The sequence below is a fragment of the Paenibacillus diazotrophicus genome (assembly GCF_042610465.1).
Genome location: NZ_JBGJZN010000009.1, coordinates 134,850 through 157,445, shown reverse-complemented (window position 1 = coordinate 157,445; position 22,596 = coordinate 134,850). Strand labels below are relative to the sequence as shown.

Annotated in this window: 16 protein-coding genes and 1 riboswitch; of the genes, 3 read left to right on the top strand and 13 right to left on the bottom strand. The window is 49.9% G+C overall.

What is annotated here, in order from left to right; translation table 11 throughout:
* The first annotated feature begins 84 nt into the window (after window positions 1-84).
* Window positions 85-299: riboswitch (Lysine riboswitch) on the top strand.
* 137 nt (window positions 300-436) lie between these two features.
* Entirely contained in the window at window positions 437-1,930 is a 1,494-nt protein-coding gene (locus tag ACAN54_RS26775) for an amino acid permease (protein WP_379162892.1), read from the top strand.
* Between the two features lie 167 nt (window positions 1,931-2,097).
* On the opposite strand, the gene ACAN54_RS26770 is transcribed toward ACAN54_RS26775, so the two are convergent.
* The 9 genes from ACAN54_RS26770 to xylA all read right to left on the bottom strand — a co-directional run bounded on the left by ACAN54_RS26770 (window position 2,098) and on the right by xylA (window position 16,540).
* Window positions 2,098-3,237, bottom strand: coding sequence for a transglutaminase domain-containing protein (locus tag ACAN54_RS26770; protein ID WP_379162889.1), 1,140 nt, complete (start codon window positions 3,235-3,237; stop codon window positions 2,098-2,100).
* Between the two features lie 343 nt (window positions 3,238-3,580).
* Complete coding sequence (locus ACAN54_RS26765; protein ID WP_379162886.1) at window positions 3,581-5,962, bottom strand: glycoside hydrolase family 95 protein; 2,382 nt, start codon at window positions 5,960-5,962, stop codon at window positions 3,581-3,583.
* A 110-nt stretch (window positions 5,963-6,072) separates the two neighbouring features.
* Window positions 6,073-7,815 (bottom strand): ABC transporter substrate-binding protein, encoded by a 1,743-nt coding sequence (locus ACAN54_RS26760; RefSeq protein WP_379162883.1) that lies wholly within the window; start codon window positions 7,813-7,815, stop codon window positions 6,073-6,075.
* A gap of 194 nt (window positions 7,816-8,009) precedes the next feature.
* A complete protein-coding gene (locus ACAN54_RS26755; RefSeq protein ID WP_379162880.1) occupies window positions 8,010-8,909 on the bottom strand; it encodes a carbohydrate ABC transporter permease in 900 nt (299 codons plus the stop codon).
* 13 nt (window positions 8,910-8,922) lie between these two features.
* Window positions 8,923-9,909, bottom strand: a complete 987-nt coding sequence (locus ACAN54_RS26750; protein ID WP_379162877.1) for an ABC transporter permease — start codon at window positions 9,907-9,909, stop codon at window positions 8,923-8,925.
* Window positions 9,910-10,030: 121 nt separating this feature from the next.
* Window positions 10,031-11,803 carry a sensor histidine kinase gene (locus ACAN54_RS26745; RefSeq protein ID WP_379162874.1) on the bottom strand — a complete coding sequence of 591 codons (1,773 nt, stop codon included), beginning with the start codon at window positions 11,801-11,803 and terminating at the stop codon, window positions 10,031-10,033.
* A gap of 152 nt (window positions 11,804-11,955) precedes the next feature.
* Entirely contained in the window at window positions 11,956-13,503 is a 1,548-nt protein-coding gene (locus ACAN54_RS26740; RefSeq protein WP_379162871.1) for a response regulator transcription factor, read from the bottom strand.
* Between the two features lie 91 nt (window positions 13,504-13,594).
* Window positions 13,595-15,091: a xylulokinase gene (xylB, locus tag ACAN54_RS26735; protein WP_379162868.1), complete on the bottom strand. Its 1,497-nt coding sequence runs from the start codon at window positions 15,089-15,091 to the stop codon at window positions 13,595-13,597.
* 129 nt (window positions 15,092-15,220) lie between these two features.
* Window positions 15,221-16,540 (bottom strand): xylose isomerase, encoded by a 1,320-nt coding sequence (gene xylA, locus ACAN54_RS26730; protein ID WP_379162865.1) that lies wholly within the window; start codon window positions 16,538-16,540, stop codon window positions 15,221-15,223.
* A gap of 389 nt (window positions 16,541-16,929) precedes the next feature.
* Between xylA and ACAN54_RS26725 the strand changes: the two genes are divergently transcribed.
* Window positions 16,930-18,090: an ROK family protein gene (locus ACAN54_RS26725; protein WP_379162862.1), complete on the top strand. Its 1,161-nt coding sequence runs from the start codon at window positions 16,930-16,932 to the stop codon at window positions 18,088-18,090.
* A gap of 132 nt (window positions 18,091-18,222) precedes the next feature.
* Window positions 18,223-18,420: a hypothetical protein gene (locus ACAN54_RS26720; RefSeq protein ID WP_379162859.1), complete on the top strand. Its 198-nt coding sequence runs from the start codon at window positions 18,223-18,225 to the stop codon at window positions 18,418-18,420.
* On the opposite strand, the gene ACAN54_RS26715 is transcribed toward ACAN54_RS26720, so the two are convergent.
* The 4 genes from ACAN54_RS26715 to ACAN54_RS26700 form a co-directional block, all read right to left on the bottom strand.
* Complete coding sequence (locus ACAN54_RS26715; RefSeq protein WP_379162856.1) at window positions 18,401-18,814, bottom strand: GNAT family N-acetyltransferase; 414 nt, start codon at window positions 18,812-18,814, stop codon at window positions 18,401-18,403. The two genes, ACAN54_RS26720 and ACAN54_RS26715, sit on opposite strands and share 20 nt — an antisense overlap.
* A 125-nt stretch (window positions 18,815-18,939) precedes the next feature.
* Window positions 18,940-19,173, bottom strand: a complete 234-nt coding sequence (locus ACAN54_RS26710; RefSeq protein ID WP_074085007.1) for a glutaredoxin family protein — start codon at window positions 19,171-19,173, stop codon at window positions 18,940-18,942.
* 220 nt (window positions 19,174-19,393) lie between these two features.
* The gene (gene trxB / locus ACAN54_RS26705; RefSeq protein WP_379162851.1) at window positions 19,394-20,335 is read right to left on the bottom strand and encodes a thioredoxin-disulfide reductase; all 942 of its coding nucleotides are present in this window, start codon (window positions 20,333-20,335) and stop codon (window positions 19,394-19,396) included.
* A 204-nt stretch (window positions 20,336-20,539) separates the two neighbouring features.
* Window positions 20,540-22,495: a heavy metal translocating P-type ATPase gene (locus ACAN54_RS26700; protein ID WP_379162848.1), complete on the bottom strand. Its 1,956-nt coding sequence runs from the start codon at window positions 22,493-22,495 to the stop codon at window positions 20,540-20,542.
* Window positions 22,496-22,596: the final 101 nt, after the last annotated feature.

Here is a 22,596-nt window from a genome sequence, read left to right as displayed (position 1 = left end):
AATTGTCATTGCTTGCCCAGCTAAGTTGCATTATACTAGTTCCTGTTGTGTTCATATCATTACAAGATAGCCTCATCATACCTAAGATGAGGTAGAGGTCGCGGATATAAAGAGTACGCGCGTGGAGACGCTATAAGAGCCGTCTGTGAAACGCCGCCGAAAGGAATATCTGCCGAAGCTTGCACCGCTGCTCTTATTAAGCAGTGCAGGCTGGGGCCGTTGCCGAAAGGCACGGAACTGTCACAGCGCTTAGCCCTCCAGGAAACTGCGGCCAGGCACTGTGTTGCGCTATCTGAACAGGGAGTATGGTGCGGAGCTGTAAATACAGAAAACCGCAGAATCCGTCTGCGGTTTTTTTTGTGCTTGCAGGATGGATATGCTTCTTTGGTTAGAGCCCTTGAACAGAAACATTACAATTAGAGGGAGTGTCCTATTCATGCAAGTTAAGAAAGACAATCAGCAGCACCTATCTGCGCAGGGCAGCAATGCTGCCGCTCCAGGGCTGCGCAAAACCTTTAAGGCCAGACATTTAACCATGATCGCGCTTGGCGGTTCCATCGGAACCGGACTGTTCCTGGCCAGCGGCGGCGCTATCGCTTCTTCCGGACCGGGAGGCGCGCTGCTGGCTTATGCAGCAGTCGGGATTATGGTGTACTTTTTGATGACGAGCCTTGGTGAGCTGGCAACTTACCTGCCGGACTCTGGTTCCTTCAGCACCTACGGCACTCGGTTTGTCAGCCCTGCCTTCGGCTTCGCCATCGGCTGGAACTTCTGGTATAACTGGGCCGTCACTATCGCTGCCGAACTTTCGGCCGCGACTGTCATTATTAAATACTGGTTCCCAGACAGTCCCTCCATGCTATGGAGCCTGCTGTTCCTGCTGCTGATGTTCGGACTGAACTTCCTGTCAGCCCGTGGTTACGGTGAATCGGAATACTGGTTTGCGATTATCAAAATTATTACCGTAGTTGTATTCCTAGCTGTCGGAGTGCTGATGATCTTCGGGATTATGGGCGGCAAAGCGGTAGGACTCAGCAACTTCCAGCTTGGCGGGAGCTCCTTCCATGGCGGATTTTTCGCCTTCATCGGGGTCTTTATGGCTGCCGGTTTCTCCTTCCAGGGAACTGAACTCGTCGGGGTCGCAGCAGGTGAGAGCGAGAACCCTCGCCGCAATGTGCCACTGGCCATCCGCCAGGTATTCTGGCGCATCCTGATCTTCTACATTTTTGCCATTCTTGTGATTGGACTGCTTATTCCTTACACCAATCCGGATCTGCTGCGTGGGGGTATCGATGATATCGGTGTCAGCCCGTTCACCATTGTCTTCAACAAAGCAGGACTTGCAATTGCCGCATCTGTTATGAATGCCGTCATTCTCAGCTCTGTGCTGTCAGCTGGGAACTCAGGCATGTACGCTTCTACCCGTGTCCTGTACGCAATGGCCAAGGATGGTATGGCACCGCGTGCCCTGGGCAGACTGAACCGCCGCGGAGTACCTGTAGGCGCGCTCCTCGTGACCACCGCGGTTGGAATGCTGGCTTTTCTGGCCTCCTTCTTTGGTGACGGTGCCGTTTATAATTGGCTCCTCAATGCTTCCGGAATGTGCGGATTCATTAACTGGCTGGGCATTGCCGTATGTCATTACCGTTTCCGCCGCGCTTTTGTAGCGCAAGGCCATTCGCTGGATGAGCTGCCTTACCGGGCCAAATGGTTCCCCTTCGGTCCAATCTTCGCGCTGGTGCTATGTCTTATTGCTGTCTTCGGGCAGAACCTGGGCGCTTTCACAGGCGGCAGCATCGACTGGTACGGTGTTCTCGTATCCTATGTCAGCCTGCCTCTGTTCCTGCTCATCTGGATTGGTTACCGCTGGTTCCGCCAGAGCCGTATTGTCCCGCTGGATCAATGCGATCTGAGTACACATCCGGAGTAATTATACGCAGGGAGCGGCTATATTCTTATCCGCGGAAAGACTTAGCTGTATTCCACGATTTCATTAAAACAGGGATGCTCCGCAGCCGTTTGGCTGATGGAGCATCCCTGTTTTTGTGCCGCAACTCTTCCCTCTACATCTCAAGGTGAATCGGGCCATTGCTTTTCTTATTCCCAGGTCACATATACTTTCAAATCCCCGGTATTATCAAACGGGGTACTGTTATATGACAAGTTCTCCAAGCCTAGACTATATAGTCCCTGGAGATCGATTTTGAGGAGTCTTTCTGTGCCCCGGTAACGGAACAAAAGAGACTTTTTGCCCGAAGCCACCGCTTCCTTCACAAGCGTATTCAACTCTGACGCTGAGGTAACCACCTGATCCTCTTCATACAACCGGTAGTCGAGCTTCTGCTGAAGGTCCTTGTATACAGACACATTCTGCCCACCGCTGCTGACCAGTTCAGACAGGGTCTGCGAGTATCTGACGGATGCTGCCGGATAAGACTTAGTCCAGCTGTGATCACGCCGCATCTGGGCATCGGTCCGCATATAGTAAAGCGTGCTGATCCCCCCGTCCGGACTTGGTGTTGGATCATCCCAAGTGGTATCCAAGTGATACCATCGCCCGTCCAGCTGCACCAGATTCCAGGCATGCGACTGGGTAGGTCCACCCTCCGGTCTTGCTGAACCTTCAACAATTTTATTAGGGATACCCGCACCCAGGAGCAGTTTGTAAGTCAGAAGCGAATATCCCTGGCACACGGCACTGCCGGTCTGCAAGCCTTCGTAGGCCGTATATTTGCGGTAGGTGGCATCATATTGGAGATGCAGCACCACCCAATCATGAATAACCTTCACCTTCTGGTGATTATTCATCCCTGGGGTAATAATCTGTTGAAGAATCGTCTTCACCTGCTTGTTCACTAAGGCGGTCTGCTGCAGCGTTTCCCGGTACTCCACCTGCACTGTTACGTTGGCCGAGCGGCTACTCCCCCGGTAAGAGAAAGCATAGCTGTCAATTATATAGTACAGGTAAGGGTCACTGCCCATCGCCTGGTCAATTGCTTTTTGCACCAAAGATTTTAAGTTGGTCGTCTTACCTTCATATACGAATGTGATGTTCTCCCTACGGTTATTCATTGCTGCAGTCAGCTTCTGCGCCATCTCCGCTTCCGATTGCAGCGCCGATTGAGTGCTGGCGGCATAAGCATGGTCCCAACCCCAGTATAACGCCGGCGGCAACGCTGCACATACAAGCATACCCCCCAGAATGGTTTTCATCAGTGACAGATGCTTTTTCCCCATAAATCCTGTTACCTCCTGCATATCCTGTAATGGATCACCCAATAGTATGTACTATATAGTAGATGCTGAAATTCCATTCTGCACAACTGTAACATTACATATTCAGTGCAATTTATTCTTGGAGAAATTTACGTATCTTAAGATCCTGCTATATTGTCTATTATCGGTCTGATGGAGGCGCAGAATAAGCCCTGCAACCAAAGAATATCTTCAAGGGGAATGAATAACATTTAGTTCCTAGTATACGCAAAAAAACTGCTTCCCGGCAGGTTCTCTGCCAGGAAGCAGTATACAATGTCCGCCGCCGTATAGTCACGGATACGGCTCATCATTCAAATCTCTGCTACACGCTTGCTGTAATGCTGTCTCCCGCCTTCATGTGCAGTGGGCCTCCGGATTCTGCCAGGGTACCGTCCATAAGCTGAAGCTTCAGGTTATGGGAGTAGCTTACACGGCATAAGCCATCCTGCTCTGCAGTAATCTTGGCCGAGACCAGCATATGATTCTTCCACTCCATATCCACAACAAAGCCACCCCGGGCTCTGAGCCCTTTCACCCGGCCATTCTTCCATTGATCCGGCAGTGCCGGCAGCAGATTGATTTCAGCCAGATGGCTCTGCAGCAGCATTTCCGCAATCCCAGCAGCAGCCCCGAAATTCCCGTCAATCTGAAATGGCGGATGAGCATCGAACAGGTTCGGGTACACGGATCGGGTCAGTAATGTCCGCACAAAGCCGTAAGCGGCTTCCCCATCCTTAAGCCGGGCGTACAGATTGATCAGCCAGGCGCAGCTCCAGCCGGTATGGCCGCCACCGGAGGTGATCCGCTTCGCCAGTGATAAACGGGCGGCCTCCAGCAGGTCAGGAGTATCCTTCTCATTAATCAAATTCCCGGGATACAGCCCGTACAAATGGGAGACATGACGGTGTCCCGGCTCTGACTCGGTGAAATCCTGGAACCACTCCTGCAAACGTCCGTCCCGGCTGATCTGCAGAGGGAACAGACGGGCAACCGTCTCCTCCAATTGAAGCCGGAAGTCGTCGTCAACACCAAGAATATTCGCGGCTTCAAGGCAATTGCCGAACAATTCGCGGATTAGGCTCATATCCATAGCCGAACCCATAGAGATACTGCAGGGCCGACCATCTTCCGTTACAAAACGGTTCTCCGGCGAGGTAGACGGATTCGTAATGAGCATGCCGTCCGGCCCTTCTGTCAGCCAGTCCAGACAGAACAACGCTGCCCCTTTCATCAGCGGATATGCTGTATGCGCAAGGTACTCGCGGTCCGGATTAAAAGAATAATGCTCCCACAGATGGCTGCTGAGCCACACCCCGCCCATCGGCCAGAAGGCCCAGCTGGCATCCCCGCCCGAGGGGGATGAATGACGCCACAGATCCACATTGTGATGAGCTACCCAGCCGCGGGCCCCATAATGAATAGCCGCTGTTCTTGAGCCGGTGACGCTGACCTCACGGATCAAATCGATTAAGGGTTCATGACATTCGCTCAGATTACATACCTCGGCCAGCCAATAATTCATCTGTGCATTAATATTGGTGGTGTAGTTGCTGTTCCATGGCGGTGTCAGATGATGGTTCCATATCCCTTGCAAATTGGCAGCCTGCGTACCCGGCCGGGAGCTGGCCATCAGCAAATAACGGCCATATTGAAACAAAAGAGCCTCCAGTGCCGGATCTGCCTGGCCTTCCCCGTATGCAGCCAGACGCTGGTCAGTCGGCAGCGCAGCGGCTTCCCAGCCCCCGAGATTGAGGTCCACACGGCGGAAGATGGCCTGATGATCGTCTGTATGACGCTGCAGCAGCTCCTCGTAGGACCTTGGCGCTGCTGCCGATAATCTCTTGGCACAACTTTCCCCAGGACTTAGAACTGCAGTGGAATCACCAATAAAATCAGCGCGAATATGGGCCGCCTTATGCTTCAGCTCCTCATAAGTGGTCCCGGCTGCAAGCAGCAGGACTACGCTATCCGCACCGGAGATTACAATCTTTCCTCCTACGGTCTGCACACTTCCGCCGGTGACCATCGCCTCCAGCTGCAGTTCAAAGCCGATACCCAGTCCCTCCTCATACTGGACCGGATACGGATGATCACCAAAGTAATTATCTGCTACGTACGTTGGACACTGCCCGCGCATCGTCAGCTTTGACTCTCCGCCGCACTGAACTTCATGTTTTAAGAGGCTGTCCAAGGAGACAACCAGTTCAAGCTTCCCCTTTACCCCACTTGCAACACGGACCACGCAGACTCCATCAGGAGCGCTGATAAAAGCCTCACGGGTAAAAGTGCCTTCTTCCGTTTGATAAGACACGGTAGCAATACCGCTGTCCAGATCCAGCTCCCGGCGGTAGCCCTCCGTCTTCTCCACTCCCGGATGCTCCAGATACAGATCTCCCAGCGGTAAATACGGCTGTGTGTTTACACCAAGCATACGCGAGTTAATAAGGTCCTCGGCTTCGCCATAGCTGCCTACCGAGACAAGCCCGCGCGCTTTCTTCAAATAACGCTGAGCTTCATAATTATTACTATCACGCGGAATCCCTGCCCATAATGTATCCTCATTCAGCTGGATACGCTCCTTGGCAGCCCCGCCGAACACCATAGCTCCCATATGCCCGTTGCCGAGCGGCAGTGCTTCTTCCCATTCCACTGCAGGCTGATCATATTTTAGTATCCAGTTCGGTGCACTTTTCTCCTCCGCCATTCCCTCTCCTCCTCCAAGTTACCTGGCTACAAGCAAAAGGCCCTGACCAAAGTCGGGCCTTTGCTTTACATTAGCAGATAGTAGATTAGTGCTTCAATACCTACTGTTGATTACAGATCTTTACCGGTCCACAGGGTAATTCTCGCTTTTACGAGATCCGTGTATTCAGCTTCCATCTTTTCAGCACCAGCTTTGTTCAGCTCAGCGATGAATGCATCATATACCTTATCGAAATCTGCTGGTTTGGACAGGATGGCTTCAGGGATACGTTTACGAACGATATCCTGTGTTTTCTTGAAGGTAACCTGATAGTCGCCATCAGTAGGAACAGGCATGTTGTACAGCGCGCCCCATTCTTTAACCGGGAAGTCAGATTCCTTAGGGAACAGATCCTTCCAAGTGGTAGCATTGTAAGCCTTCAGTGTTTCTTTTTCTGCATCAGAATAACCAGCTACGATTTGTTCAGGGAAGTTAGTAGTATAGTAGTTGCCTGTGGAATCCTTCACGCCATCACCGTAGTGGGCAGAGAATGCCGTGTACAAGCTAATACCTGTTTCCTTAGCAAAATTGGCAGCATCATCTGTTTTCTTCTTTTGGATATCCGCAGGAATTTCACGTTTGCCGTCTGCGTTTACAGTGTAATGTTTTCCTTCAATACCCCAGTTAATCAGCACTTGACCTTCATCGGAAGCGAGCCAATCCAGGAACTTAATGGCACGAACCGGATCTTTACAAGCGGTAGTAATAGAGATACCTGATGCATCAATACCTACGGATTGGAAAGAGTGATCTTTGTACTCATCAGACATAGTTACAGGGAAATGAGCATAAGTGTATTCGTCTTTACCTGCTGCCTTAAGAGCATTCTCGCCGTCTTGATATTCCCATTCCTGAGAGATCAGACCAAGTACGCGTCCACTAGCTATTTTAGCTTTATATTGGTCATCTTTTTGTACAAAGGTATCTTTGTCCAGCAATCCTTCGCTATACATGTGGTTCAACCAACGGAAATATTCTTTTTCAGCTGGACGTTTGTAGTGAAGTTGTGCTGCATAGGTTGTTGGATCTACATAATATTCACCATCATCCGGTGCACCGGTTGTAAGGAACGCCGGGTTGGTAACCGTAATCATGATTTTCCAGTCATCTGCATTCAGCGTAAGCGGAATGGTTGGCTGACCGTCTGTTTCCGGATGTTTAGCTACATAATCTTTAAGCACTTTTTCATAATCCTGAACCGTCTTCACTTGAGGATATCCAAGTTCCTTCAGGACACGCTGCTGAATTTCAAAACCGCCGCCGGCATCAAAGGATTGTTGGTCAACCCCTGCATTTGTAGGGATGGAATAGATTTTTTGATCGTCATTGCTGTATTTCAGACGATTCATATTATCGCCATAGACCTTTTTCAGGTTCGGCGCGTATTTGTCGATCAAATCTGTCATATCGATAACCAGGCCGGCATCGACCAGTTTGCTAAGATTACCTTTAGCAAAGATCAGATCAGGCACATCACCACTGGCTGCCATCAAAGAAATTTTTTGTTCCCCGCCGCCGCTGCCTACATCATATTCAGCATTCACGGTTACACCAGTTTTTTCGGTGATCACTTTACCTACTTCATCCTGCATTTTATTCCAGTTAGGACTGGCATCAGCACCAAAGAACGAGAATGTAACAGGGCTGGTATCTACAGTTGTATTCGCAGCACCATCGGTTGCGGTTGCTGTGTTATTTCCCGAGTTAGCCGCATTGCCGGTATTGGCTGCATTATTATTTCCGCCACAGCCGGCAATCAGCATGGAACTCATGAGCATGAGCGTAAACGCAGTTTTGATACTCTTGCTTTTCATTGTGTATCCCCCTTGTAATGTGTGTTTCATCTATGCATATCAGGATAGTCCTGAATATACCACTGGTAGCGTTTGCAAAACCATCACAAATCTAAATTCCAATTAGTGTTCCGGTAGTACTGCCGGGAAGGCTTCCTGATCCGTTCATAGCTGAATCAGGAAACACGTTCCCATGCAATTTACTCCTAATGGGTCTAAGCCTTAACGGCACCCAGTGTCATACCGCCTACAAAGTACTTTTGCAGGAATGGATACACCACAAGAATTGGTACTGTAACTACGATGGTAATAGCCATCTTGATGGATTCAGGTGATATTTGCGCCATTTGCTTCGCCATATCGTTGGCATTTACCATGCCGCTGCCCTGATTGGTGGTGGCCAGTACCTTCATCAACTCGTACTGGAGCGTGGTCAGATGCGGCTTGTTACCGTTGTACAGATAGGTGGTGAACCATTCATTCCATTGACCTACAGCCAAGAACAATGCAATTGTTGCCAGTACAGGCTTGCAGAGCGGCATGATGATCTTGTAATAAATCATGAAGTCATTGGCTCCGTCCAGCTTCGCCGATTCCTGCAGGGCGAAAGGCAGCCCGTCCATAAAGGAGCGAATGACGAATACGTTGAAAGCAGAGACTGCTCCTGGCAAGATGTAGATCCAGAACGTTCCGATCAGATTCAAATCTCTCATCAGAATGTACATAGGCACCATACCGCCGGAGAAATACATGGTCATCGCCAGGAAATACGAGACGAACTTTCTCCCCCGGAACTCTGGACGGCTTAATGTAAAGGCCAGCATGGATGCACTGAGCAGCCCTAGAATAGTTCCGGCTAAAGTCCGGAGAATAGAGATTTTGAAGCCCTGAATCAGTCCTGTGTAACTGAATATCCGCTGGTAGTTCTCAAGCGTCAGAACCCTCGGCCAAATGTAAATGCCGCCGCGGACGGTGTCTGTAGATTCATTTAAAGAAATCGCCAGTACATTCAGGAAGGGATAAATCGTCACAATCATGATGATCCCAAGAAAAAAGTATAGAAAGATGTCGAACGCACGTTCAGACTTAGTCATTTGAAAAGCTTTGCCTGCCACTCTTATCCCCTCCTTACATAATGCTTTCTTTAGTGAATCTCTTCATAATACCGTTGGCTGAGAGCAGCAATATTACGCTGACTACCGAGGTAAACATACTGATGGCTGTACCATATGAGAATCGCCCGATTTGAATCCCGTACTTAAGCGCATACAAATCCAGCACTTCCGAATAATCGGTAACCAGGTTATTGCCCAGCTGGAACTGTTTTTCGAATCCGATACCGATCAGATGGCCAATGGACATAATCAGCAGTACCATAATGGTGGTGCGGATACCCGGCAGTGTAATATTGAACATTTGTTTGATTCTTCCGGCACCATCCACTTTTGCAGCTTCATAGAGTTCTTTATCAATACCTGTAATCGCTGCCAAATAGATAATGGCGTTCCATCCTGTTTCTTTCCATACATCTGAGACCGTTACGATTCCCCAGAACCACTTGGCTTTCGCCATAAACTGGATCGGTTGATCAATGATGTGAAGTCCTGTCAACAGGTCGTTAACGATCCCTCCGTCAATAGACAGCGTTTTCGAAACAATCCCGGCTACTACAACCCAGGATACAAAGTGAGGCAGATAGGACACGGTCTGAACCGTTCTCTTGAATACACTGCCACGCAGCTCGTTGAGCATTACCGCGAACAATATCGGAATAACGAAGCCGAACACGAGTCCAAGTCCACTCATAGCCAGCGTATTTCTCAATACTAGATAGAACCGCTCATCATGGAAAAGCTCCTTGAAATTCTTAAGCCCTACCCATTTCTGATCTCCAAACGACTTGGCCGGTTTATAATTCTGAAATGCCATCAACCATCCCCATAAGGGCACGTAACTGAAAACAAATACCCAGATCACGAACGGTAGAGACATCAGATACAAGTACTTTTGCTGCAGTACGCTTTTCCAAAATCCACTATTCCGTTTCGCAGGTGGGACAGGGGTTACGTTTTCATTTATAGTAACACCATTTTCCGTGAGCGCTTTCACGTTCATTATTCCCCCTTCGTTTTGTATACACATATCATATCGTACACGACTTAGGGAGAATACCCGACAGATTTTACGTAAAATCAGTGCAAATTAGACATTAAGTGAAAGCGCTACCCGTAAGGGCCTACAATCTGGGAATCGAGAAGGATATTTCTGTCCCCACTCCCTCTTCACTCGATATATTCAGCCCGTGCGCTTCCCCGTAATACAGCACTAGCCGCTGATGAACATTGCGAAGTCCGATGCGGCTCTGAGGCTCCTCCTCTGCCTGGGAGATGACAGAGACAATCTCAGCGAGCCGTTCCTCCGTCATGCCAAGCCCATCGTCAGTAACGCAAACTTTAAGCTCATCCTCACAGAGCGTTATGCGGACATGGACATGCACCGTTCCTTCTTTGTTCTCCAGTCCGTGCACCACCGAATTCTCGACCATAGGTTGAATGATCAGCGGTGGTATGAGGATATCTGCAGCCTTGGTATCAAACTCAATTTCATACTCCAGCCGCTCTTCATAACGGAATTTCTGAATCTCCAGGTATGAACGCATCATTTCCACTTCTTCTTTGATCGGTGCCCGGTCCCGGCCCACTTCCAGGTTTTTACGCATAAGCTTGCCCAGCAGCCGTACAATGTTGGCGATTTCCTTTTCCCCCTTGAGGTGGGCATTCATACGGATAGACTCCAGTGCATTGAACAGAAAATGAGGGTGAATCTGGCTCGCCATCATTTTCAGCTTAATCTCTCTCTGGGCGATCTCCAGCTTGTTATTTTTCTCGTTGCTCTCCACGACTTGTGACAACAAAAGATTAATACTGGATACCATATAATTGAACTGGCGCGAGAGTTGGCCGATTTCATCAGTGCCGTCAATATGCGAGACTACGTTCAGATTGCCGAGGGCGACTTGATTCAATTGGCGGCTTAGCTGCAGCAGACGACTGCTCATTAGAAAAGAAATAACATACACAAGCACAAGCGCAATCAGCAGGACACCGCCAATGATCAGCAGTCCCAGAAGACTTACCTTGTTCGCGGCGCTCAGGATACTCTTGGTTTCGAACACAGAGATTACTTTCAGCCGGCTGACACTAAGCTGCGGTCTGATCTCATCAACAATGACATAGGAGTCTTTGCCTTTGACTGTGGTCCGGATTACATTTCGGGAAGTTTTCTGCAGATCCATTCCGATATCAAAAGCAGCGAGCGTGCTGCCCACGAGACGCGGGTTTTTGGCGGCCACGATATATCCCTGCTCGTCTGTAATAATCGTCTCAAACGGTTCTTGAACGAGCATCTGGTTCAGCTCATCCTGGACCACCTGGACCATCAATATTCCTGTTTTCTGATATTCAGGGTAAAAAACTTGCCGTACCAGACTGAGCTTGTTGATCGTTCCTTTCGTGCTGTTGATGTAAGCCTCTTTGTCGGGAATATACATCCAGTTGAGTCCTGGGCCCATCATGGCGCTTTTATACCAATTCTTCGCCTTGATCTCTGGAGTTAGAGGAGCAATAGACATGTTATCTACAAGTGTAGGGTTATCTATAAAAAAGCGGATATTGGAAATCTCCCTGTACTGGAGAATATAATCCTGGAAATCCGTATAATTCAAATAGGCCTTTGTCAGCTCCAGAATACTCGGATATTGTGTATTGACAAGCTTTTCAAGATTAGTGTCAAAATAAAGCAGATTGGAAATGTCTGTGGGTACCCGCAGTTTTGTGGCCATTTGACTCTTGATCTTCTCCACATTATTCGTCGCCTGCTCAATAGCTCTGGTCAAGGCTGCTCCGCGGAAATAGCTGGTCAGCATAATCCCCACAATCAATACAGGTATCATGACCACTATAATATAGAAAAAAATCAGCTTGTATTTCAGCTTCAAATTGTTGATCATTCTTACCAGCTTCTTGATACCAATTCCCCCTCACAATGTTTCCGGCCAAATCATGGAGAAACAGGCTGCTCCCCGCATCTGCCGCAGCATGGGAACAGCCTGTACCACTTAATGACTATTATACAGTTTTACATTCATTTCAGCAGATCCATTTATTGTTCCTTGCGGAAAGCGGTTGGAGACACACCGACATATTTGCGAAATTTGGCGTTAAAATAATCGGAATTCATATAACCGACTTTTTCAGCTACCTCGTACACTTTCATTCCCTGATTCAAAAATTGCTTCGCCTTCTCGATTCTGACTTTGTCCAAATAAGTATTAAAGTGTTCGCCTACCTGGTTTTTGAACATTTTGCCTAGATATGCGCTGTTATAATTAAAAACTTCCGCAAGCGATCCCAGCTTCAGGTTCTCATTATAACGCCGCTGAATCAGATCGGTAATCCGCTTGATCTCATCGCCTCGTCCGCCGCTGTTCATCTGTCTGGAGATTTGCTCCATATATTCTGCAACCTGCTTCTCTACGTCAATCAGATAATCACTGCCGTATACCTCGCCTATCGGGGAAGGATGACTCAGGATGAAACTGCGAAAATCCGGATTAGCCGCTTCCAGTCGGGCAATGGTACTGCTTACGACACGCATCAGGTTTTCCTTAATGTAGGTTTCGTCGCGTCTGACTGCAACCAGCTTACGGACAATTTGCCCCACCAGCACGGGAATGGCCTCATTACTTCCGGTTTCAATAGCCAGCAGCAGCTGCATCTCTACATCCCGTTCGGGGTCAGGCTCCTCCTCCGGTGCAGTCTCAGGCTCAGGCTCCGCCCAGTCATCCGGTGTTACGCTCAGAATAACATCCTTTCTGCCAAAAAAAGCCTCTTCCAGCAGCCCGGTGGCCGTTGTAAAAGACCTTGACGCTTCTTCCGGTCCAGATGCAGCTCCCCCTGCAGCGGCACGGAATTCCAGTCCCTGTCCAGTGATGACTCCATTCAGCTTCCGCCACAGAGCGTCGCGGCCGGCATCGTCCTGCAATGGTTCCTTTAGAAGTAGACCTAAATAAGGTGGCAGATTGAATAATAATCCCCTATCTGGCTGCCACTGCTGCTCAAGTTCGCTTCTCACCTGCTCTTCACGGATATCTCCGCCCTTATGCAGTCCCTTCAGCTCCAGTAATATGACTTCACAGCTATGCCCTTCGAGGCCCAGTTCCACAGCAGCTTCAGCCCTGACAGCATCTTCCTCCTGCGGCTGCAGCAAATGGCGCAGCAAAGTATCCTCGTTCCGCGCAGGTTCACTGTTTTGCCATTCGTTCGCACGTTCTTCCTGAGATATGGTATCCCGTAGCTCCTGCAAATAGGAGATCAGTTCCTCTTCATCCACCGGTTTAAGCAAATACCCGTCAATATGATAGGAGATCGCCCGTTTGGCATATTCAAAGTCCGCATAACCGCTGAGGATCAGCACATGACAGTTAGCGTCTACTTTACGCAGTTCGCCAATCAGCTCCAGGCCATCCATGCCAGGCATACGGATATCTGCAATAATCAGCTTGGGTGTATGGGTCCGGAACTTATCAAGTGCTTCCAGTCCGCTCGCTGCCGTATCGACTACAGTATAGCCGTAATCCTCCCATGGGATCAGCGATCGCATTCCTTCCCTCAGCTTGGGCTCGTCATCAACAATCAGCACTTTTATCATCTGTGGTCAACCCCTAAGGCAGAATCCCGGAAGACCTCTGCAGGCCTCCCGGCAATTCCAAGATATAGGCCCAGGCTTCCCCGGGCTCTGACTATTTGCGGTATTCTGCCAGTTTATCATTTAGTGAACGAGTCTGCCCATATACTTCTTGATAGACTTCAAACAATCCGTTATAGATTGCAGCCTGCTGAGCATTCGGTGTGTACACTTCTGCAGGCCGGATGAAAGCTTCTGCGCATTCACTGAGGGATGCAAACCAGCCGGAGCCATAAGCAGCCAGCATTGCAGCTCCCATAGCGGGACCCTGCTCGCTCTCAAGCTTGATAATCGAAGCATTGAAAATATCCGCCTGCATCTGCAGCCAAGCTTCATTCTTGGCGCCTCCGCCAATCGCTACAACCTCGGTTATTTCTCTGCCGGAATCACGCACGATATCAATGGATTCCCGCAGCGAGAAGGTAATTCCCTCCAGCACTGAACGGGTGAAATGGTCCAAGGTATGCCCGGAATCCATACCGATAAAGCTTCCGCGGATATTAGGATCTGGATGCGGAGTGCGTTCACCTACAATATAGGGCGTGAACAGAAGACCGCCGCTGCCGGCAGGGATGGAATCTACACCTTGAAGCAGTTCATCAAAGCTTTTTTCTGCGGCAAACGTTTCTTTGAACCAGGTAAGGCTATAGCCAGCAGCCAGCGTAACGCCCATGATGTAAAAGGCATCCTTCTCCCCATGGTTGAAGAAATGGACCTTGCCTTCCAGATTCAAGTCCTTATTGCTCTCATAGGACAGTACCACGCCTGAAGTACCGATGCTGCACATTGTCCGGCCTTCGCCAAGAATGCCGGCACCAAGTGCACCGCATGCGTTGTCAGCTCCACCGGCGAATACTTTGGTGGTGGGGAGCAGGCCGGATGCTTCGGCGATTTCAGGAAGCAGCGTACCGGTCTGGTCGAATGACTCCACAAGCTTCGGACAGAGTGAAACGGGTAATCCAAAGGCTTCAGCGATTTCCGCACTCCATTTTTTGGAGGCCACATCCAGCAATAACGTACCAGCGGCATCAGAATAATCCATGGCATAATCACCAGTCAGCCGGTAACGGACATAATCCTTCGGCAGAAGGAACAACTCTGCCTGTGCCAGCACTTCTGGTTCATTCTCTTGTACCCATAGAATCTTAGGCAAAGTGAAGCCTTCCAGAGCACGGTTTCTGGCGATTTCGATCAGCTTGCTGCCAAGTGTCTTCTCAATCTTCCGGCACTGCGCCGTAGTCCGGGTATCATTCCAGAGAATCGCCGGGCGCAGCACCTTCCCGTCACGATCCACCAGCACCAGGCCGTGCATCTGGCCGGAAAAGCTGATGCCGTCCACATCAGACGGGTCCACTCCAGATACTTCGATCAGACGGTGCAGGCTGACCAGGGTTCCCTGCACCCAATCCTCAGGATTCTGTTCACTCCAGTTCGGTTGGGGACGGCTTAAGGGATAGGATTCGGAGTGCTCAAACGCCACCTTTCCCTGCGGGTCCACCAATACCGTTTTTACAGCGCTGGTTCCAAGATCGACGCCGATTACATATTTCATAGTTATCCTCCTAAAGGTTACTTTTCTATTCAATAGAAAAGGGGCTGCCGAAGAATGCTCTCTTCAGCAACCCCCGTTGCGTTAGTGGCCTGCCCAGACTACGGACAAATCCGTAAACCCGGTGTAATCTTACTCAGCAGTCAGAATGTACTGGTTCAAAGTAGCTCTGAGCATCTCTTGACGTCCGGATTGGTTCGGACGCGGAGTTTCATTGTTCAGTGCATAATCAGCCAGGGAAGCCAAAGTCGCTTTGCCGGATACGACATCAGCGCCTACGCCTTCAGTGAAGCTGCTGTAACGTTTAGCGATAAAGTCCTCGAACACGCGGTCTTCAATCAGCTTAGCGGCAACCTTCAGACCCTTAGCATAGATGTCCATACCGGAGATGTGTGCCAAGAACAGGTCCTCAGGCTCGAAAGAAGGACGGCGTACTTTGGAGTCGAAGTTGATACCGCCTTTGCCAAGTCCGTCGTTCTTCAACACTTCATACAGGGTAAGAGTAGCATCGTAGATGCTTGCAGGGAATTCATCTGTATCCCAGCCGAGCAATGGATCGCCCTGGTTCGCATCAAGCGATCCCAGCATACCGTTGATACGTGCTACGCGCAGTTCATGCTCGAACGTATGACCTGCAAGGGTTGCATGGTTAGCTTCAAGGTTCAGCTTGAAGTGTTTATCAAGATTGTACTTCTGCAGGAACGCGATAGTTGTTGCCGCATCGAAGTCATATTGATGTTTGGTAGGCTCTTTCGGTTTAGGCTCGATCAGGAACTGGCCGTCGAAGCCGATTTCCTTAGCGTAATCTACAGCCATGCTGAACAGGCGGGCAATGTTATCCTGTTCAAGGCCCATATCTGTATTCAGCAGAGTTTCGTAGCCTTCACGGCCGCCCCAGAATACATAGTTATCAGCGCCCAGACGTTTACCAACTTCCAGACCTTTCTTCACTTGTGCAGCAGCGTGTGCGAATACGTCAGCGTTGCAAGTGGAACCGGCACCGTGCATATAGCGCGGATTGGTGAACATGTTGGCAGTGTTCCACAGCAGTTTTTTGCCGGATGCCTTCATGCCTTTTTCAAGGATGTCTACGATGGTATCGATGTTGCTGTAGAATTCACGCAGGGATGCGCCTTCTGGAGCGATATCCACATCATGGAAGCAGTAGTACTGAAGGTCCATTTTTTCCATGAATTCAAAAGCTGCTTCTGCGCGGGCCTTTGCCTTGTCCAGGGTACTGAGCTTATCCCAAGAACGGACTGCAGTCTCAGCGCCGAACGGATCAGCACCGCCAGCTGTTAGTGTATGCCAATAAGCCATTGCAAACTTCAGGTGCTCTTCCATGGTTTTGCCGGCTACGATTTCTTTCGGGTTGTAGAATTTGAATGCATAAGGGTTGGTGGAACGGCTTCCCTCGTAAGAGATCTTGCTCACTGATTCAAAATAAGCCATTTGTAAAATCCTCCTCGATATTTTGCTTCGCCCGCAAGCGTTTACAGGATCATCTTAACATATCTTTTTGACTTTGTATATTGGTTAAACAAAGTTTTTTGCAACTTTATTTTTTCTCATTTAGCCGATGCGGCAGTCCCAGACGTAAACCCTTCAAGTACTCCGACGAACATAAAGTACCCCCTGACTCCAGCGCCTATGCGTCTATTTCATTAGACCTCCCAAGCCGGAAAGCTCCGGATTGCTGCTCCCCTCTCTCTAGTTCAGCATGGCTGCAAGAAAGTCCGCAGGCTAATTATATACATCGACACTGTTGCATTTTAATGCGCATCGCACTAGACTAAGTGGCATACTCTTATGAGAACGTTGTCAAGAAGGAAGTGTAGGTTGTGAAGGTTACCGGTGATCAGGCGCTGGTCAAAAAAATCAATAAATCGATTATTTTACATACGATTCGCATGCAGTCTCCTGTATCCCGGGCCCGGGTATCCGAAATGACCGGGCTGAACAAAGCCACCGTATCCAATCTCGTCGCCGAGCTCTGCGGGCAGGAACTGGTCACCGAGGCCGGCCCGGGGGAATCTAGCGGCGGCCGCAAACCGCTGATGCTGCATTTCAACAGTATGGCAGGCAGTGTGATTGGCATCGAACTGCAGGTGAAACAGTTGAAGGCGGTCTTATGCGACTTGGGCGGCAGCATACTGGAAGAATTGGATTGCCCGCTGGAAGTCCATGACCTGCCTTATGTACTGGACAAAATGAAGAGCATGATCACCAAGCTGATTGCTGCAGCCCCTCCCTCGCCTTACGGTTTAGTGGGGATTGGGGTAGGAGTTCCAGGAATGGTGGATGAGCATGGGATGGTGCTGTTCGCACCCAATCTGGGCTGGGAAATGGTAGATCTGCGGGGGATTCTGGAACAGTCTTTCGAAGTTCCGGTGACTATCGATAACGAGGCTAATGCTGGGGCTCAAGGCGAACTGAACTTTGGAGCGGCACGTAATGTGCGGCATCTGCTCTATATCAGTGCAGGCTCAGGGATCGGCTCTGGAATCATTATCGGCGGAGAATTGTATAAGGGGGCACGCGGTTATGCCGGGGAGACCGGCCATATGACCATCGAGGCGGAAGGCAAACCCTGCAGCTGCGGCAGCCGGGGGTGCTGGGAGCTGTACGCTTCGGAGAAGACCTACGACAATCCCGGGCTGGCGCTGCCTGCCCGCAGCACATCCGAGCTTGTACAGTATGCATTGGAGGGACAGGAAGACACATTGCGCCATTTCAATACCATCGGCGAGTACCTCGGGATCGGCGTCACCAATCTCATCAACAGCTTTAACCCTGAGCTGATTGTCATTGGCGGTGCTTTATCTGAAGCCGAGCCCTGGCTGGGCGAGCCGCTGCGCAAAGTGGTTGCGGAGCGGACCCTGCCGTATCATAAACAGCAGCTCGAAATCATATTTTCCCGGCTGGGCAGCCGCGGGACCATGGTAGGGGCGGGTTTTTCGGCAGTGATGCATTTCCTGGGGAACATCCGGGTAACCCTCTAGGCAAAATTGACGTAAAATTGCCGCAATTATACTGGCAGCGGTACAGAAAAAGGAAGATCAATCCTATATAATAAGGGGTAAAAGTGTGACGAATGTCACTATAATCCTTTTTTCCGAATGGAGAGAGAATCCATGACTTATGTTGATACGTCTGATATTTCGGCGCAGATGTTCATCACTGTGCTGCTGCTTCTGCTCATCATCGCTCCACTCATCAGCCTCGGCGTTCTTCGCCTGTTCCAGTCCAGAAGGAAATCAGGATTGCTGCTTATTGTCTGCGGAATTGCTGTCTATGCCGTTTTTCAGATCATCATGTATCTATACAACTGAAACGCTCTACCCCCGGGTACTTTTCGCCCAAACTGCTAATCTTAAATCCGCACTGGCTGTAAAAACCCACGGCTTCCCGGTCCGTCTCAGCCCGAAGCGCTCCGATGCCATCACATTTCCGGATTTCTTCGATCATGGCGGAACCAATTCCACGGCCCCGCCAGCGGGCCTGAACTGCGATATGCAGGATTTCCGCATCTGTTCCCGGGCCCTGCCGGGTGCCGATGAGTCCCGCCAATTCACCACTTATGAAGGTACCCTGAAGTTCCCGTGAGTCTTCAGCGAGGTAGCTGTCCACTTCCTCCCGAACACGCTCATCGTCCGCCATCATACATTCTGCAAGCAGCCGCTCAACGGCATTCCTGTCCCAGTAATTTTTCAAACTGACTAACATGGCTCATCGCCTCCTTTGATGTTTTGCTGATAGGGAACATATCACAACCTTATATTCAAACGAAAGACCGCCTCCAGCGCGGAAGCGGCCTTGTTTATTAAGCAGAGGACTACCTGGTCTTGCGTTTATACAGTGGCCAACGCCTTATCGAATTGGGTTTTGTTCATGCCTACGATTTTGAAATCACCGATGACAGTTACTGGAACGGCACGCATACCCATATCCCATACCTGCTGGGCGAAATCATCATTTTGTTCAATGTTACGCTCCTCGTAGGAGACGCCTTTCTCACTCAGGAAGCTCTTGACCTGACGGCAATGCGGACAGTTGGTCGAAGTGTAGACAATTACATTTTCCATATTTATCTCCTCCTAAAAGTTTTGTGAGCCTTACTTCTCAGTATTACTTCGTACAAAACTCACTTCGTAAGCATATACCAAGTTTTGTGAGCCTTACTTCTCAGTATTACTTCGTACAAAACTCACTTCGCAAGCTTATACCAAGTTGTACGAGTAACTTACACTAAAACATCTACTTACTATATTATAGCACCATTTCGCCTTCAATACCAAGGAAATGTTACAAAATAACGGCACTATGCTCCAGACTCTCAATGTATTTCTCGGCATCCATAGCCGCCATACATCCGCTTCCTGCTGCGGTAATTGCTTGTTTGTAACGGGTATCCTGCACGTCTCCGCAAGCGAATACGCCAGGAATATTAGTCTCGGAAGTGCCTGGATTGGTAACGATATATCCGTTAGCATCCGTCGTAATCTGTCCGCCGAGGAATGCCGTATTCGGGTGATGCCCAATGGCAACAAACACACCACTGGCTTCAATGAACTCTTCTTCACCAGTTTCATTGTTAAGCACCTTAATTCCGTTGACACCTCTGTCGCCAGAAGTAACTTCCAGTGGAGTACGGTTCAGGCCCCAGGCTACCTTTTCATTGTCACGGACACGGTCCTGCATGATTTTGGAGGCGCGTAGTTCTTCCCGGCGGTGCACAAGAGTTACTTTGGAAGCAAAACGGGTCAGGAAACCTGCCTCTTCAAGCGCCGAATCGCCGCCGCCGACCACCACGATCTCTTTGCCCCGGAAGAAAAATCCGTCACAGGTAGCACAAGTGCTGACACCGCGTCCGATATTGTCCTGTTCACCCGGAATACCCAGGTATTTAGCCGTTGCACCTGTTGAGAGAATCAAGGTATCTGTAGTCAGTGCGCCCATACCTTCAACATTCAGCTTAAAAGGGCGTTCCCCAAGCTCCACACTGTTCACCCAGCCTGTAACAAACTTGGCGCCGAAGCGCTCAGCCTGTTTGCGCATATTGTCCATGAGCTCCGGACCCATGATGCCATCAGGGAATCCCGGAAAGTTCTCCACTTCCGTAGTGGTGGTAAGCTGTCCGCCCGGCTGAGGACCTTCAATAACCAATGGATTCAGATTGGCACGGGCCAGGTAGATGGCTGCAGTCAATCCGGCAGGACCGGTACCGATAATAATTGATTTATACATGACTATATCCTCCTTGAGATGGACGGCTAAAGCGCCGATTCAACTTCCTTAATTAAAATAATTATAATCTAGTATTAATTATGCTCATCTCAAGGGAATATGTCAATATGCCAGACACGATGTAATCGCTCTATTTGGTGAACAATTTAATTTTAAGCAATCTATTTATCGGAATAGGTAAAAAAAGATGAATCCCGGCCTTTTTTAGCGTAAAAGTCTTAGCCCGTTGAGGATCACGAGGATTGTGCTGCCTTCATGACCAATGACTCCAAACGGAAGAGCGATTCCCTGCAAAAAGTTGCTCAGCATCAAGGTTGCAATGACTGTCACGGCAAAAATCATATTCTGCTTCACAATCCGTTGTGTGCGGCGTGCCAGCTTGATGGTTGCGGCAATTTCTTCAATGTTGTCATTCATCAGAACCACATCGGCAATCTCCAGGGCTGCACCGCTGCCGTTCATGCCCATTCCCATGCCGACCGTGGCTGTAGCGAGTGCCGGTGCATCGTTTACCCCGTCACCCACCATAATTACATTCCCGTATTGTTCCCGCAGTGCTTTGATATGCGTCACTTTGTCCTCAGGCAGCAGTCCTGCAAATACAAGATCCACACCCGTCTGCCCGGCAATTACTTCTGCCGTCGCCGGGCGGTCACCCGTCAGCATGGCCACCTTGATACCCAGATCATGCAGCTTGCGAACCGCCGCAACCGCCTGCGGACGCACTGTATCCTGCAGTGCAATCATTCCGGCAATCTGTTCGCCGTCGAGAATCAGAGATACCGTCTTGCCTTCGTTCTCCAGCTGCTTACGCAGCGTTTTCCACTGCTCATCCTGACGCTCATTACGTTCATCCAGCAGATTGGACTTACCGATTCTCCATAGCCGACCTTCGATCCATCCTTCAATCCCCCATCCAGTAACGGATGTACTCTCTTCAATTACATGCAGCACAAGGTGCTCTTCCTCCGCCTTGCGCACAATCGCCTCCGCCAGCGGATGGCGGGATAGCTTCTCAATAGAAGCACTGACCCTCAGCAGCTCAATCCGGTCATACTCTTCTCCGGCAATAAAATCAGTCACCTGCGGAAGCCCTGCGGTCAATGTCCCGGTCTTGTCGAATGCAACTACAGAGGTTTTTGCCATGTTCTCCAAGTGGACACCACCCTTGAAGAGAATGCCTTTACGGGCACTTTTAGAGATCGCAGATAACATTGCTGGCATAATAGACGAAACCAGGGCACAAGGAGAAGCCACTACCAGAAACACCATTGCCTTATAAAAAGTGGCGCTCCAGCTCCAGTCCAGCACAAATGGCGGCAGTGCAATCAGAACGATTGTCGAAGCAACCACTACACGGGCATAAACGGACTCCAGCCGTTTGATGAAACGCTGCGATTCTGGCACCTCGGTCTCGGCTTCTTCCACCATCTTAATAATTTTTGAAAACAAGGTATTCTCCGCAGACTTGGTCACCTCTATATAGAGCGGACCTTCTCCATTGATGGTTCCGGCAAACACATCACTGCCTGTACATTTCTCTACAGGTAAGGACTCGCCTGTGATGGATGCCTGGTTGACTGCCGATTCACCCTGGTAGACCGTGCCGTCTGCCGGAATAAGCTCACCCGGACGCACAAGAAGCAAATCTCCAACGGCGAGCAGTTCAATTGCAACTTCACTCATGATCCCCTTTTCGATCCGGACGGCGGTGGCCGGCTTCAGAGCCAGCAGCGATGAGATGTCCTTCTTGCTGCGCTCCATCGTATAACTCTCCAGGGCCCCGCTCAGCGCAAAAATAAAGATCAGCATCGCGCCTTCATTCCAGTATCCGATCGATGCTGCACCAAGGGCGGCGGCAATCATCAGAAGGTTCACGTCCAGGTCATGTTCCTTAACAAGGGTCTCTACGCCTTCCTTCGCCTTGATCCATCCGCCTACAGTGTAGGATACAACATACAGAAGAACAGAGAACACCTCTGACCAGCCGCTGACGCCCCAGGCGATCAGCATGATCAGCCCGCTGCCAAGTGCAGCCTGCATTTCAGAATTGCTGAGCATGGCTTTGGGATCGAACCGGCGCGGCTGTGGAGTGCGCGGCTGCTGTGCGCCTTCTCCTTGAGCCATGGATTTGGGCAGTTGTTTGGATGTAGCTTGCATAAGTAAATCACTCTCCTGATTTATTTTGGGGAATACTGTTTGGGTAGTACTTCGTAAAACTTCTCCGGCGGGCGGCAACAGGCTTACTGAGAATGAGAGCC